The organism is uncultured Megasphaera sp. (genome assembly GCF_900539295.1).
Lineage (GTDB): Bacteria > Bacillota > Negativicutes > Veillonellales > Megasphaeraceae > Megasphaera.
This window is the reverse complement of the sequence record NZ_UQBH01000002.1, coordinates 36228-50808: the sequence shown is the minus strand read 5'-3', so window position 1 is coordinate 50808 and position 14581 is coordinate 36228. Positions and strand designations below refer to the sequence as shown.

The window sequence follows — 14581 nt, the reverse complement described above, 5'->3', positions numbered from 1 at the left end:
AAAGGCTCTCCACAGGGCAAACGGCCTTTGTGGACAGCCTTCATTTTAAACGGGATTTATGAAAAAACGATTGCGAAAAGGTAACTATTTTTTAAATTACAGGGTAAGCTTACTCATCAAGAGAAATGACATGATTCGGATTGTCGATGACAAACTTGGCATACTTCGGGTCACCATTGTGTTCAAAATACAAGGTATTCCCTTCCAGACTGCCGCGCCAGCTTACGATGATGGGGCATTCGCGGCTCAACTTCTTCAGCATTGCAACAGGATCGAGATTCAAGATGGGCGCAAACATGAATTCAACGTTATCAATCATAACAACACGGGCATTGAGACGATGAATCGCTGCAGAAACAAGGGTAATGGCTTTGTCCGGACGGTCAGCACGGGGAATTTCCAAAAATTCGTCATCAAAGAGTTCACGGGCTTCACAAATTTTCCAACCGTCTTGATACGTCAGTTCACGAATGAGCTGGCTCTTACCCGAACCGGGACTGCCAATGATAATCAATAGTTTTTCCTCGTCCTGGGCAATGTACTTCCATCGTTTTAAAACATCTGCATCTGTAACCATGAAAATCACCTTCGTTTTCTTAAGATATTTAATTTATTTATTTTATTATACCCAACTTTCGTCATATAAGTAAAGCATTTTTAGTATTTTCTTTACACATATGCCAAAACGGTACGCATATCTACTTCAAGCCGTACCGCTCCATAGGATCCTGAATGTTCTTAATCGGCGTCGAAGTCAGGATGACATCGTCGACGTAAGGTTCATTGTGACGCATGACGATGACCAGGGACACGCCTTTCTGATAAGGGCTGTCATAATAATAGGCATCGACGGATTTTTCTTTATCCGGGCCCCATTCGACGCGGTCCGGACGGCCGTATAAGGCCAGAATCGTCGACACGTGATAGCCCAGCGTCGCGCCGCGGCCGGTATAGCCGTTATTAGTCAGGAGGAATACTTTCTGAACCATATTGCGCCGGTCAACTTCAACGCCATAGTCGCCGTAGAGCCAGAAATTGCTGTTGTTGCGCTTTACCAACTTGTTCCACATATTGTACTTGTTGGCTTCAAAGGGCTGATTGAGGCCAAAACCCATGAGGGTAAAGTCCTTCTCCGTCAATTTAGCCGGATCCTTTGTCGGTTCACTGGAAACATACGGCGGCCGGACAGGCATGAGGGCTACCCTTTCCACCCGTCGGTTGCCGATAGCAAAGACGTACATGGCATCTTTTTTCGGGCTTTCATAGGTGACGTAGTAGACGTTGGCATCGGTATCGCGCAGGACTGAATTGGGAATGCCGAATTGGCGCAGCAGCACTTCAATAGGATACTTCAGGCGCATATCGCGGCCGATGAGGATATTGGTCCCCGTCGATAAAAAGATGGATTCGACACCGGGCCGGACGCTCTTTCGCGTGTCGCCGCTGGAGCGCAGGCTGTCGGCCAGCTTGTTGCGAACGACAAACCGCAGTTTGAGGTCCTTGCCGGCATACTGCATCGACGTGTAGTGCATGCTGCTCGAGTACTTACTGGGATTGCCGAAAATCCGCTTCACTTTCATCGGGCTGTCGCCGCTGCGGATACTGCCAATGTAAAAGTCACTGGCTTCTAAGGGGGCAATCTTTAACGTATCCAACGTATCGAAGATGCGCTGGTCATCTTCGGTAAGGGCGTGGACACTGGCCGGGGCAGCGTTGTGATAGCCCGTTTTCTTACCGTCTTTAGCGTCGTCTTTTTTAGGATTATCGGCCGTATCGGATTTATCGTTTCCATTGGCCACAGCAGACGGAGCGGACTTATCGAATGCTGCCTTTTTTTTGGGAGCATCGGCTTTAGCCGTTTTTTTCGCTTCAGCGGCCTTCGACGGCTTTTCAGGCGAAACCGTTTTATCGGTATCGTCGGCACTGTCGAGAAGCAGTTCTTCTCCCACAGCAGCCGCCAGGGAAACCGGTTCGTCTTTTAGGGAATTCCCCCCATTTTCAGTGGGCACAGCGCCTGCTGCCGAGCTCCAAGCCAGGCAAGCAGAGAAGACCAATGCAGCTAGTGCTGTACGTTTCATAGCGTTCCTCCTTTATAGTCTGTGATAAAAAAGGGCTGTCATACGACAGCCCTTTTCTTGCCATTGACATTGGCAAAGGGTTCAAAAATTATTTATGCTGTTCCGGACGGCTCAACGGGAAGAGGAGTACGTCGCGGATAGACGGGCTGTTGGTCAGGAACATGACCAAGCGGTCGATGCCGATGCCGAGGCCCCCTGTCGGAGGCAGGCCATATTCCAGAGCGCGGCAGTAGTCTTCATCCATCTGATGGGCTTCGTCATCACCGTGTTCGCGTTCCTTCATCTGTTCGATAAAGCGATTGCGCTGGTCGATGGGGTCGTTCAATTCCGAGAAGCCGTTGGCTAATTCGCGGCCATAGATAAAGGCTTCAAAGCGGTAAGTCAGAAGAGGATTTTCCTGATCCTGCTTGGTAAGCGGCGAAATTTCCAGGGGATGGCCGGTAATGATCGTCGGCTGGATGAGGTTTTCTTCGACGAAGGCTTCAAAGAAAGCATTGATAATCTTGCCGACACCGTCATACTGGCCGTATTCGACGTGGTGTTCATCGGCGAGTTTGCGGGCCGTTTCGACATCGGTGACGTTTTCAAAATCAGCACCGCTGAACTTCTTGACGGCTTCGATCATGGTCATGCGGTCCCAAGGCGGCGTCAAGTCGATTTCTTTATCGATATAGGTCAATTTCATCGTGCCGTAGAGCATGTCGGCCAATTTAGAGACCATATCTTCCGTAATGTTGATGACATCTTCCAAATCGCCGTAAGCCTGGTACAATTCGACCGTCGTAAATTCCGGATTATGGCGGGTATCGATACCTTCATTACGGAAGCAGCGGTTCATTTCAAAAACCCGTTCCAAGCCGCCGACGAGAAGGCGTTTGAGGTGGAGTTCCGGTGCAATGCGCAGGAAGATATCCATATCGAGGGCATTGTGATGAGTTTTGAACGGACGGGCAGCTGCACCGCCGGCAATGGTATGGAGCATAGGCGTTTCAACTTCCAGGAAGTTGCGGTCATCGAGGTATTTGCGGATGCCCTTGATGATCTTCGAACGCTTGACGAAGGTATCCGTAACTTCTGGATTGACGATGAGGTCGAGGTAGCGCTGGCGATAGCGCGTTTCCTTATCCGTAAGGCCGTGGAATTTTTCCGGCAGCGGACGGAGCGACTTGGAGAGGAGCTGCCACGATTCGACGCGGATCGTCGTTTCGCCGGTATGGGTAACGAATACCGTTCCGCCGACGCCGACGATATCGCCGAGGTCGAGGAGTTTAAACAAGTTGTACGATTCTTCTCCAAGGACGTCTTTACGGAAGTAGAGCTGGATTTCACCGCTCAAATCTCGAAGGACGCAGAAAGCCGTCTTGCCGTGGCGGCGAATGGCCATCAAGCGGCCGGCGACACTGACGACGGTTTCATTTTTTTCTAACTCTTCTGCCTGGTCCTTCACGTCCTGGGCATGGTGATCCCAATTATATTTCTGACCGAAGGGATAGACGCCGGCATCGATGAATTCCTGCATCTTTTCGCGGCGAACCTGCATCTGGTCATTTAACTTTTCTTCTTCCATCATGGGCATTTCTTTTTCTTTCGTATCCGACATGAATATTCCTCCTACAGTTTATTTTGCATCAGGCGGCAAGATCCGGTACTGGAGTTCACCAGCCGGAGCTTTTACGGTAACGACTGCCGGATTGGAAGGATTGATGTTCTGACCGAGAATCGCTTTTCCTACAGGGGATTCGTTAGAAATCCGATTGTTGAAGGGATCGGCTTCAGCCGTACCGACGACGGTATAGTCGAAGCGGTCGCCTGTTTCGACGTCTTCCAAAATGACGTGGGAGCCGATGCGTACCTTAGCAGCGCCGTCTTCCGTTTCCTTGATGATCTTTGCCGTCCGGATTTTTCCTTCCAATTCGGCAATACGGCCTTCAATGAAAGCCTGTTCATTTTTAGCATCATCGTATTCCGAGTTTTCACTCAAGTCACCGAGGGCGATGGCTTCTTTAATACGTTGGGAGACATTAATACGGCGAACCGATTTCAGTTCGTTTAATTCATCTTTTAATTTCTGCAACCCTTCTTGGGTAATCAGCGTTTCATTGGTCATAATATTCCTGTTCCTCCTGCGATATAATCGCGTGTCACTGTTATAGCTTAATTTATACCGTATCTTTAATTATATTCACATCTGTCTTTTATGTCAACAAAACCGCCTTTTCGCTGTCAGCGCAGCTTGTCCATCATATCTTCGACGACGAGGCGAAATTCTTCGGCCGACCGGGTCCGGTTAATCCGCTCCCGAAGGGCTGCCGCCCCATGGAGCCCGTGGGTATACCATGCCGCATGGGTACGCATTTCCCGAATGCCGATATATTCGCCCTTATAGGCCAGGAGCGACTCGAAATGCTCCAGCATTTGGACATATTTCTCTTTAGCCGTCGGCGGCGGCAGGACTTCTCCCGTTTCGAGGTAATGGCGGATCTGGGGGAAGATCCAGGGATTGCCTTGGGCGCCGCGGCCGACCATGACGGCCTGACAGCCCGTTTCCTTCATCATGGCGGCTGCCGATGGTCCGTCAACGACGTCGCCGTTGCCAATGACCGGAATCGATACGACATCGACGACGGCCTTGATTTTCTGCCAGTCGGCCTTGCCGCTGTAAAATTGATCCCGCGTCCGGCCGTGGACGGCTACGGCAGCGGCTCCGGCAGCTTCAGCTCGTTTCGCCAGTTCCGGCGCCGCAAAGGACGCATCATCCCAGCCGGTACGCATCTTGACGGTAACGGGTATGGACACGGCCTGTACGACGGCCTTGATGATTTTTTCTGCCAGAGGCAAGTCTTTCATCAAAGCCGATCCGTCGCCGTTTTTGACGACCTTCTTCACGGGGCAGCCCATGTTGATATCGACGATATCGGCACCGGCCTCTTCGACGACGGCCGCAGCCTGAGCCATGACCTCCGGGTCGGATCCGAAAATCTGCATCGACAGCGGGTGTTCTCCTTCTTCAATGTGGAGCAATTCCGCCGTATGCTGATTACTGTAGCGAATGCCTTGAGAGCTTACCATTTCAGCGCAGACTAAAGCTGCGCCATAGCGGTGAGCAATGACCCGGTACGGCGCATCACAGACTCCGGCCATGGGGGCCAGAATAATCGGAGCATCGAGAACCACCTTGCCGATAGCAAAGGGTTTAATTGTTTCGGTCATAAATGATTTTCAGCCCTTCCAAGGTCAGCATCGGTTCGACGACGTCGATGGCATCCGTCGCCGGAGCCACGATGACGGCAAGACCGCCGGTGGCGACGACTTTAGCCTTGCAGCCCAGTTCTTTCCGCATTCTGGTAACAATGCCGTCGACCTGACCGACAAAGCCGTAGAAGACGCCGGCCTGCATGCTTTCAACGGTGTTGCGGCAAATGACCTTCTCAGCCTGAACGACTTCAATGCGCGGCAGTTTGGCTGTCCGCTGTACGAGGGCATCCGTAGAAATGCCGATACCCGGACAGATGGCCCCGCCGAGGTAGGTTCCCTTCTTATCGACGGCACAAAAAGTCGTCGCCGTCCCAAAGTCGATGATGATGACCGGGCCGCCGAATTTTTCATAAGCGGCGACGGCATTGACGATGCGGTCGGCACCGACTTCACGAGGATTGTCATATTTGATATCCATGCCGGTTTTAACGCCCGGGCCGATGACCAGCGGCGTCAAGCCGAAGTAGCGCTGGCACATCCGTTCCAAGGTCGGCATGACCGGCGGTACGACAGAGGAAATGATGATGGCATCGATTTCTTCTGAATTGACGCCGTTCAAATAAAAGAGATGGCGAATAAGGACGCCGTATTCATCGGTCGTGCGAAGCCGATCCGTCGATACGCGCCAATGGTCCACGAGTTCCTGACCTTTAAAAATCCCGAGGACGATATTCGTATTCCCTACATCAATGACTAATAGCATAACTTTATCTCCTGCTTAATCTAAGTTGATAATACGCCTATTATAATAACAGAGTTTGCCCGTCTTGAATAGTCTTTCCCCACAATTAGACGGAACGGACATGGACATCGCCGGCCATCACTTTTTCCATCCCCGTCTCAGTTTCGACGATGAGGTTGCCGTCGTCATCGATGTCCGAGGCCGTCCCGGTAAAGGTGCGGCCGACGGAACTTACGGCGACCTTTTGGCCGAGCATGCAGGAAAGGGTGCGCCACTCTGCCAAAATCGGAGCAAAGCCTTCCCGACAGACCGTATGATAGAGCCGTTCCAATTCCATCAGAATGGTCTTTAAAAGGTCCTGCCGCCGGACGCTGACGCCTTCCCTGGCAAAACTGGTAACGATATCCTTTAATTCTTCAGGCAGATCACCGGCCGTAATACCGGTATTGACGCCGATTCCCATGATAATGTAGTTGACCTTTTCAGCCGACCCGTTCAATTCCGTCAAGATGCCGACCATCTTGCGGCCATGGATTAAAATATCATTGGGCCACTTGATGCCGCAGTCAGAAAGGCCGTGAAAACGCAGGGACCGGGCCAGGGCAACGGCTGCCAGCAAGGTCATTTTAGAGACTTCCATGGGTGGAATGGCCGGCCTCAGGATGATGGAAAACCACAGCCCTTTAGCAAAAGGAGAGTGAAACGAACGGCTCAAGCGGCCGCGGCCGCCGGTCTGTTCCTCGGCGATGACCACCGTCCCTTCCGGGGCTCCGTCGTCGGCCAGGGCCTTGGCGAGGTTATTCGTCGAATCGACCCGTTCCCGGTAGACGAGGTTTCGTCCGAATTCCATCGTAGAGAGACTCTTTTCAATCTCCTTCGCCGACAAGAGATCCGGTGCTTCACGCAGACAATAGCCCTTTTTCGTATACGATTCAATGACATATCCCCTCTGCTTCAAGGCTCGTATATGCTTCCACACCGCCGTCCGCGAAACACCCAGCTGTTCAGAAATCTGCTGGCCCGACACGAATTCATTCTGGTGTTTTCGTAAAAAATTGAAAATATCTTCCCGCATATTCACTCGTCCCTCCTGCTGCCGCTTTTCTCATCAATGCCCAACGGGTATCCTATGGCGGCGGTAACATTCGCATCATATATGTACAAATTGTAACATACCCCATTGGCCTGTCAAGGCATCACGCAAAAAGACTGCCGCATGAGGATAAAGCTCATACGGCAGTCTCTAAACGGCCTTGAACTAAGCCATGATAAACTTATTTATTCGTATCTTTGTCAGACTTTTCATCGTCCGAATCGATTACGCCATCCGTCAGACCGCCTTTGGGAACGGGGTTGCCCCAGGGACTGATCTGGACTTCAGTCTGTTCCTGCTGAGGAGCTTCCGATTCCGACTTTTCGCCTTCTGCTTCAGAAACCGTTTCTTCAGCAACAGGTTCTGCGTCAACGGCCTTCGTTTCGACCGATTCCGCCGGCTGGTCTTCCACCACAGCATCTGCATCAGCAGCATCCGCTGCTTTTTCTTCAGGAGCTTCCAGGGTTCCGTATTTGACCAAGTTGTCGACTTGCTGACGGTTGATCGTTTCGACTTCCATCAAGGCGTCGGCCATCTTATTCAGCGTATCGAGGTGTTCGTGCAGCATGTGGAGGACATCGGCATAGGCTTCCGACACGGTATCGTGCATTTCCTTATCAATCAGTTCGGCAACGCTTTCGCCGTAGTTGCGTTCGTGGCCGAGACTCTTGCCGAGGAACACCTGATCCTGCTGTTCACCAAAGACCATGGGGCCCAATTTCGGGCTCATGCCCAGGCGGGTGATCATCTGGCGGGCAATGCGGGTAACGCTCTGAAGGTCTCCCGATGCACCGCTGCTGATTTCGTTGAAGACGATTTCTTCAGCAGCCCGGCCGCCGAGGGCGACGCGGATCTGAGCCAGATAGTAGGACTTCGTTTCATAGGACCGGTCTTCTTCCGGCAGCATCATGGTATAACCGCCGGCACGGCCGCGGGGGATGATGGTAACCTTGTGTACCGGATCGGCATCAGGCAGGAGGTAGGCAATGAGGGCATGGCCCGATTCATGGACAGCGGTCAGGCGTTTTTCCTTGTCGCTGATGACATGGCTGCGGCGTTCCGGCCCAAAGCTTACCTTTTCACTGGCTTCTTCCAGTTCCGGCATATTGATGATTTTTTTATTCGCTCTGGCAGCGAGAAGGGCTGCTTCATTGAGCAGGTTGCCGAGGTCGGCACCGGTAAAGCCCGGCGTCTTCTTGGCGATAATGTCGAGGTCGACGTCCTTGCCTAAAGGCTTGCCCTTGGCATGGACTTCAAGGATAGCCCGGCGGCCGCGCAAATCAGGACGGTCGACGGTAATCTGCCGGTCAAAACGGCCGGGACGAAGCAAAGCCGGGTCGAGGATGTCCGGACGGTTGGTGGCAGCAATGGTGATAATCCCTTCATTGGAACCGAAACCATCCATTTCGACCAACAGCTGGTTCAGCGTCTGTTCCCGTTCGTCATGACCGCCGCCGAGGCCGGCACCACGCTGGCGGCCGACGGCATCGATTTCGTCGATGAAAACGATACAGGGGGCATTTTTCTTGGCCTGGGTAAACAAATCACGGACACGGGAGGCACCGACACCGACGAACATTTCGACGAAGTCGGAACCGCTGATGCTGAAGAAAGGCACGCCGGCTTCACCGGCTACGGCACGAGCTAAGAGGGTTTTCCCGGTGCCCGGAGGGCCAAAGAGAAGGACCCCTTTCGGAATCTTGGCACCGATGGCGTTATACTTGCTGGGATTCCGCAGGAATTCGACGATTTCAGCCAATTCTTCCTTGGCTTCATCTTCGCCGGCAACGTCTTTAAAGGTGACCTTGATTTTACCTTCACCGTGCATTTTAGCATGGCTCTTGCCGAAGTTCATGACCCGGCCGCCGCCTCCCTGGGTCTGCTGCATGATGAAGAACCATACGGCGATGAGTACCAGGATCGGCAGGACTGCCGTCAGCATATTCATCCACCACGACGGTTGTTCAGGCGGCTTTGCAATAACATTGACATCAGCATCTCGCAGGGCCGGTAAGAGCGCTGCATCCGTCGGGGCATACGACGTAAAGGACGTTCCGTCTTTCAGTTGGCCGACGATGGCGTGATCGGCGGTAATCTGGACGGCATCGACTTTTTTCTGCTGGACCTGACTCATGAAATTCGTGTAAGAAATTTCCGATTTATCAGTCTTGTTGCTCGTAAGGGCATCTATAATCGATACGGCGACGATGATGATGAGTAAGTATAAACTTACATTCCGCACAAATTTACTCAAAATACTGCTCCTTTCACCTAATTTATGATAATTTTTCCTTTATTCTAACCAACACAATTTTATATTACCACACTTCTTCAAAAGCAACAACTTATTTTATACAAAAGAGGTAGACTTCCTTACTTGGAGTATACTTCCTCTTTCAAGACGCCGATATAGGGCAGATTGCGGTAGCAGCTGTTGTAGTCGAGGCCGTAGCCGACGACGAAGGCATCGGGAATTTCAAATCCGTTGTAGTCGACAGGCACTTCGACCTGGCGCCGAGCGGGTTTACTCAAGAGAGTGGCCAGTTTTACCGAGCGGGCGCCCCGTTCTTTCAGCATCGGAACGAGGTGGCTTAAGGTAATGCCCGTATCGATGATATCTTCGACGATGAGGACGTCCTTTCCTTCGACGTCGTTGTCGAGGTCCTTGCGGATTTCGATGTCCCCCGACGATTCCGTCGAAGCGCCGTAACTGGAACAGCTCATGAAGTCGAAGTAGACCGGGCCGTCAATGGCGCGGGCCAAATCGGTGAAGAAAGTGACGGCCCCTTTCAGGATGCCGCACAGGAGGATGGTCTTTCCGGCATAGTCCTCAGTGATCTGAGCGCCTAATTCACGGACGCGGGCTGCGATTTGTTCTTCTGTAAGTAAAATTTCTTTGATATCCTGATGCATCTTGATTCCTCCGAAAAAAGTAAATTACCGTCTCCCCTTTTGGCGGGGAACGGCCGGACCTACACAGATGGAGGTCCGCGTCGTATAAACACAGGCTTTGCCGCACTGAAACTGTTTGCCCGTTTCCTTGGCGGCTAAAGCCCGTATGATTTCAACGTAATGAAAGGGCAAATCCTGTACAGCCCCTGTCGCTTCCTGCCACAACCGGCGGATCAGCCGGCGCTGCAGGGCTAAAGGCTGGGATAATAATTTTTTCCTGTCTATGGCCGGAATGCCCCGGTCAGAACAGGCGACAGTCCGGTACGTCCGTTCTGTACAGTCATTCAAAAAAGCTTCATCCGCCCGGACCGCATCGGACAGGCGGTTGAGATCGGCTGTAATAGCCGGGTTATACTTCTGTAAATAAGGCAGCAGCTCTAAGCGGATGCCGTTGCGTCGGTAGCGGGTGCTGTCATTCGTTTCATCGTGACAAAAGACAATCCCCTGCTCCCTGGCATAAGCAGCAAGGTCCGACTTGGTAAGGCCTAACAGGGGACGAATGATATCGCCTCTTCGCGGTGCCATACCGCACAGGCCCGGAAGGCCGCTGCCGCGAAGGAGATGGAGAAGGACCGTTTCGGCTTGATCGTCCCCGTGATGGGCCACGGCAATGCGCGAAGCGCCGCAGGCCTTTTCCATCCGCTGCAAAATCCGATAGCGTTCCCGACGACCGACGGCCTCTTCTGACAATTTTTCGCGGCGGGACAGGGCCGGTACATCGACGTACTGCCAAGAAAAGCCGCATTTTCGCTTCAGGGCTTCACGCCGCACGAAGTCGACTTCGTCATCAGCTGCCGCCCGGATGCCGTGGTGAACGTAGCAGGCCGTCAGCCGCAGGTCATATAACGGGGCCAGGCGGCTCAAGACGTCGAGGAGAACCATGGAATCAGGCCCTCCGGAACAGGCGACGACAAGGGAACTTCCGGGCTGCCACAAGTCATGGTGCCGATTGTAGTCAGCAACTTGTTCGACAAGGGTCATAACCGGCCTTCCTTAGAATTCCAGGCCGCATCATGAAAGGAATGGCGAAAGAAGATGCCTTCCATGATATCCCTTTCGCTGGCCATGACGGCGGGAATTTCATAATGCTTTAAGAACGACTTGGCAATGATCAATCCGGCTAAGATAATTTCACTGCGCTTCGGCTGAAGGCCCGGCACATGGCGCCGTTCTTCCGGTGTCATGACCCGCAGCACCTCAATGTGACGACACAGGGATTCATAAGACACGACATGGCCTTCGACCTTTTTGGCGTCGTAGACGTCTAATTTTAAATCCATAGCCGCCAGCGTCGTCAAGGTGCCGCCGACGCCGATGAGGATTTCCGGCTTCTCGCTCATGGGGATGGGAAGCCACATCTTACAGCAGCGGTTTTCGAGATGAAGGACGTCATCCTCGCTGAGGACGGCTTTTTTCGTAAACCGAACGGCACCCATGGCATAACTGTGGGACCAGCATAAGATTCCCCTTTTCCCGACGGCGACTTCACTGCTGCCGCCGCCGATATCGAGGATGGCTGCCGTCTTATCGGGATCGATAAATTTAGTCGCTCCCGTAAAACAGAGGGACGCTTCTTCAAGGCCCGAAATAGCCCGGCAATGCCAGCCGAAGCGGGCCCGCACTTCTGCCAAAAAGGCCTGTCCGTCAACGGCTTCACGAACGGCACTGGTAGCCACGGCACAGACCGGCACGCCGGACAGCTGTTCCTTCCAGCCATCCATGGCTGCAAAGGAGGCCTCCATCCCGTCCGCAGACAGGTGGCGCGTTTCGTCAATGCCCTTCCCGAGCTGGGTCGTCGCCAATTCTTTCGGCGAAAAAGTCCACTTGCCGGGAACCTCCTGCCAGCCCGTCATGAGGCGCAGGGAATTGGAGCCAATGTCGATAACGGCATATTTCTGATACTCCATAACGTCTCCTTTCAAATCAAAAAGAGGCCGTCGCACGATACGTGCGGCGCCTCTTTTTTGCACTCCGCTATTCAATACTTATCAATCAGCATGGCGAGCGCCGCGGCCGCCGCGTTTTGATTCTGTATTGCGCTTCAAATCCATCAGGCGTTCATCGCTTTCCTTCAGGAATTTGCTGAGCCGGTCTTCAAACGACAGCGAACCTGACGAGCGGCGTGAATCAAAGCCGTTATGCTGGCGGAATTCGTGTTTCTGCCGCATATCGCGTTTCGGACGGAACTCTTTCTTTTCCGGAGCCGACTGGGTCTGTTTAATAGACAAGGCGATTTTCCCCTTATCGTCGACAGACAACACTTTGACGCTGACCTTATCGCGAACTTTCAAAAAATCATTTACATCTTTGACATACTCATTAGCGACTTCAGAAATATGTACAAGACCTACTTTCTTATCCGGAAGTTCTACGAATGCGCCAAATTTTGTGATTCCCGTAACGGTACCTTCCATCACACTGCCTACTTCAATTGTCATGCTGTTTCAATTTCCTCCTTGTGATATTCAGCATAGCTGATAAACGTATATGGTCATTATACTCATAATCGCCCAAAAATTCAATTGCCAAAATAGAAGAATCGACAAACTTTTACGGCTTGTAGGGGATTTCGTCGGGCTTTGCCAATCCAAATTGTTCCCGCGCTTCTCGCGAAATTTCATCGGGATCATTCAGCTTATCGTACTGCGCTTTGAGCCGGGTATTTTCATCCCGCAAAAGTTGTTCCTGCTGCAGGGTCCGATTCATGTCTTCCCGAATTTCCCATACCCTATAGAGCCGGACACCGATGAGATAGAAACCGATAATAATGATGGCTATGAGAAACAGATTGTACCAGCTCATCTGCCGAAACCGGCTGAGCAGACCGGTGCGGCGCTTCCGACGAGGCCTGCGGCGCTTCTTCCGGCGCACAGGCGGCCGATACTGCTTGGTCTCCACCCAATCACCCTTTCTGAAAAATGATAGTCTAAGAAAAAAGCTTATTCTATAGTATACATTGGTTTTGGTACAAGATAAAGTTTTTTTGTGAAATTCCTTTTAAAATGATAGCAGGTTATATATAATAAAATCACGTATCTTGTATCTTAATCCGAGGGGGAACTATTATGTCATACGAAAAAATCACACCGGAAATCATAGAAAAATTAAAGGCCGTCGTCGGCGCGAAAAACGTCGTTACCGATGCCGATGCCATGCAGCCCTATTCCCATGACGAAGTGACCGACCCGGCCTACCACCGGATGCCGGAAGCCGTCGTCTTTGCGGAAACAGCAGAGCAAGTCAGCGCCGTGTTGAAACTGGCCAATGCCTTCCGCTTCCCCGTCGTCCCGCGCGGCGCCGGCACCGGCCTTGCCTGCGGAGCCGTTCCGGAATACGGCGGCATCGTCTTATCCTTAGAAAAGATGAATAAAATCCTCGAAATCAACACCGACGGTCTTTATGCCGTCGTCGAACCGGGCGTGCGCACGTCGGATCTCCAAGACGCCGCCGAAGAAAAGGACCTCTTCTACGCCGGCGACCCCTGCAGCGGTGACTCGTGCTTCATCGGCGGCAACATCGCCACCAATGCCGGCGGCAACCGAGCCGTCAAATACGGCACGACACGCCACCAGGTATACAGCGTCGAAGTCGTAAACCCGAAGGGACGCATCGTCAATCTCGGCGCCCGCCTGCAAAAACAGTCGACGGGCTACTCCTTAGATCAGCTCATCATCGGCTCGGAAGGCACCTTGGGCATCATCACCAAGGCGACCTTGAAACTGGTACCGAAACCGAAATATGCCCTCGATCTGCTGGCTATTTTCGACGACCGCCAAAAGGCCATGGGCGTCGTCACCAAACTCATCAAGGCCGGCATCACGCCGACCTGCGTCGAATTCATGGACAACATCACCATTAAATCCGTCGAAAAATATCTCAACGAAACCCTCCAAGGCAGTGACAACGGCAACTACATCATCGTCGAAGTCGAAGGGACCAACGAAGACGACCTCGACGACAAGGCCGTCGTCCTCGACGAAATCTGCACCGAAAACGGGGCTTCATCGGTTCTCGTCGCCGATCACAACAAGATTTGGCAGGCCCGCAAAGCCTTTGCCGAAGCCGTTCGTGCCGAAAGCCTCATCGTCTGCAAAGAAGACGTCGTCGTTCCCGTCGACCAGGAAGCCCTCCTCCTCGACGAAATCCTGCGCCTTGCCAAAAAATATAACCTCATTACCCGCATCGCCAGCCATGCCGGCGACGGCAACATCCATTTGAACATCTTAAAAGGCGACGATGAAACCTACGAAGCATGGGATGAGCGGGTCAAGGCCAACCAACAGGAACTGTACGCCTTCATCTACGCCCATGGCGGCCGCCTGTCCGGCGAACACGGCATTGGCTATAAGCGAAAAGCACTGATGAAAGAATTCACCGATCCCGGTGAACTGGAAATGATGATGGACATAAAAAGGGCTCTCGATCCGAACAACATCTTAAACCCCGGGAAGATCTTCGACATCGACGAAAAAGACTGAGACCCGGCCGCGACTTGCAAAAATCACGGCTACCGTGTATAAT

At 52.4% G+C, this 14581-nt stretch carries 14 protein-coding genes; 1 reads left to right on the top strand and 13 read right to left on the bottom strand.

The features are described 5' to 3' along the window. Nucleotides 1-109: 109 nt before the first annotated feature. The 13 genes from brxF to QZQ46_RS00875 all read right to left on the bottom strand — a co-directional run bounded on the left by brxF (nt 110) and on the right by QZQ46_RS00875 (nt 12958). Nucleotides 110-577 (bottom strand): BREX-3 system P-loop-containing protein BrxF, encoded by a 468-nt coding sequence (gene brxF, locus QZQ46_RS00935; RefSeq protein WP_296826088.1) that lies wholly within the window; start codon nt 575-577, stop codon nt 110-112. Between the two features lie 121 nt (nt 578-698). Next, a complete protein-coding gene (locus QZQ46_RS00930) occupies nt 699-2078 on the bottom strand; it encodes a hypothetical protein (protein WP_296826087.1) in 1380 nt (459 codons plus the stop codon). An 88-nt stretch (nt 2079-2166) separates the two neighbouring features. Beyond that, nucleotides 2167-3678 (bottom strand): lysine--tRNA ligase, encoded by a 1512-nt coding sequence (gene lysS / locus QZQ46_RS00925; protein WP_296826086.1) that lies wholly within the window; start codon nt 3676-3678, stop codon nt 2167-2169. An 18-nt stretch (nt 3679-3696) separates the two neighbouring features. Then, entirely contained in the window at nt 3697-4185 is a 489-nt protein-coding gene (gene greA / locus QZQ46_RS00920) for a transcription elongation factor GreA (protein WP_296826085.1), read from the bottom strand. A 116-nt stretch (nt 4186-4301) separates the two neighbouring features. Continuing rightward, nucleotides 4302-5288, bottom strand: coding sequence for a tRNA dihydrouridine synthase DusB (dusB, locus tag QZQ46_RS00915; RefSeq protein ID WP_296826084.1), 987 nt, complete (start codon nt 5286-5288; stop codon nt 4302-4304). After that, complete coding sequence (locus QZQ46_RS00910) at nt 5272-6036, bottom strand: type III pantothenate kinase (RefSeq protein ID WP_296826083.1); 765 nt, start codon at nt 6034-6036, stop codon at nt 5272-5274. Before QZQ46_RS00910 ends, dusB begins: the two co-directional genes overlap by 17 nt. Before the next feature lie 85 nt (nt 6037-6121). Next, nucleotides 6122-7090 carry a biotin--[acetyl-CoA-carboxylase] ligase gene (locus QZQ46_RS00905; RefSeq protein ID WP_296826164.1) on the bottom strand — a complete coding sequence of 323 codons (969 nt, stop codon included), beginning with the start codon at nt 7088-7090 and terminating at the stop codon, nt 6122-6124. Nucleotides 7091-7289: 199 nt separating this feature from the next. Then, entirely contained in the window at nt 7290-9362 is a 2073-nt protein-coding gene (gene ftsH / locus QZQ46_RS00900) for an ATP-dependent zinc metalloprotease FtsH (RefSeq protein WP_296826082.1), read from the bottom strand. Nucleotides 9363-9481: 119 nt separating this feature from the next. Beyond that, the gene (gene hpt / locus QZQ46_RS00895) at nt 9482-10021 is read right to left on the bottom strand and encodes a hypoxanthine phosphoribosyltransferase (RefSeq protein WP_296826081.1); all 540 of its coding nucleotides are present in this window, start codon (nt 10019-10021) and stop codon (nt 9482-9484) included. A gap of 24 nt (nt 10022-10045) precedes the next feature. Then, nucleotides 10046-11041 (bottom strand): tRNA lysidine(34) synthetase TilS, encoded by a 996-nt coding sequence (gene tilS, locus QZQ46_RS00890; protein ID WP_296826080.1) that lies wholly within the window; start codon nt 11039-11041, stop codon nt 10046-10048. Next, a complete protein-coding gene (locus QZQ46_RS00885; RefSeq protein ID WP_296826079.1) occupies nt 11038-11967 on the bottom strand; it encodes a Ppx/GppA family phosphatase in 930 nt (309 codons plus the stop codon). Before QZQ46_RS00885 ends, tilS begins: the two co-directional genes overlap by 4 nt. Before the next feature lie 81 nt (nt 11968-12048). Further along, nucleotides 12049-12498 (bottom strand): S1 domain-containing RNA-binding protein, encoded by a 450-nt coding sequence (locus QZQ46_RS00880; RefSeq protein WP_296826078.1) that lies wholly within the window; start codon nt 12496-12498, stop codon nt 12049-12051. Between the two features lie 112 nt (nt 12499-12610). Further along, complete coding sequence (locus tag QZQ46_RS00875) at nt 12611-12958, bottom strand: septum formation initiator family protein (RefSeq protein ID WP_296826077.1); 348 nt, start codon at nt 12956-12958, stop codon at nt 12611-12613. A gap of 167 nt (nt 12959-13125) precedes the next feature. Here QZQ46_RS00875 and QZQ46_RS00870 point away from each other — a divergent pair, with 167 nt between their 5' ends. Beyond that, entirely contained in the window at nt 13126-14538 is a 1413-nt protein-coding gene (locus QZQ46_RS00870) for an FAD-binding oxidoreductase (RefSeq protein ID WP_296826076.1), read from the top strand. The last annotated feature ends 43 nt before the right edge of the window (nt 14539-14581 follow it).